The 623-nt window shown below is 33.4% G+C and carries 1 protein-coding gene; it reads right to left on the bottom strand.

Features of this window, described 5'->3' with window-relative positions; all coding sequences use genetic code 11:
• Window positions 1-435 (bottom strand): ImmA/IrrE family metallo-endopeptidase (locus RCF13_RS07290; RefSeq protein ID WP_308141022.1); only part of this gene is annotated, 435 nt, incomplete at its 3' end.
• Window positions 436-623 lie beyond the last annotated feature (188 nt).

Raw genomic sequence — 623 nt, 5'->3', positions numbered from 1 at the left:
ATTAGCAAGTTGCTTTAGCACGGCATGGGGTATGCCTACACAACTGGCTATTTGTTCTAATGTCATATCTTCTAATTCTATCTCATCAAAATGTATATTGCTTAGTCTGAATGCGAAATAATTAGCTTGTTTTTCTATTTTGTGTTTATTTAACAAATGCTTGTTATAAGAGTTTTGAATATTGGGGTGCAACACAGCATGTCCCAATTCATGCTTTATATAGAAAACTTCCTTTTCTTCGTCTAGATCGTTCCTTATGAAAATTGTTTCTGATTCAAAGTAATTCCTTATGTAGGCACTATTATTTTTACATAAAATAGGGTCCGACCGATCTACTTTAATAATATCTATTCCCAGTGCTACACATAGTTTGTATGGGCACTTAGTGTCGTAGGATTCTATTAATCCAACTATAACTTCATCGATTTGCTCCATTAAACATTCCCCCTTATTGAATGTTTATTTTTTGTATTTATAACTAACCATTTTCATTTGTTCTAATAACGCATTTGCAAATTCTAATATTTCTTCATCATCCAGCCTGTCTGGGTCAAATCCTTCTGAACCAAAGATTTGGTGTTTATCCACGTACGCACGAGCTTCTTCTGCATTAGTAAACTCTT

Origin of the sequence: Stenotrophomonas maltophilia group sp. RNC7, from assembly GCF_030910085.1 — a bacterium.
In the GTDB taxonomy this organism is placed as follows: domain Bacteria; phylum Pseudomonadota; class Gammaproteobacteria; order Xanthomonadales; family Xanthomonadaceae; genus Stenotrophomonas; species Stenotrophomonas sepilia.
Note: the sequence above shows the minus strand (reverse complement) of the source record. Positions and strands in the feature narration are given on the sequence as shown.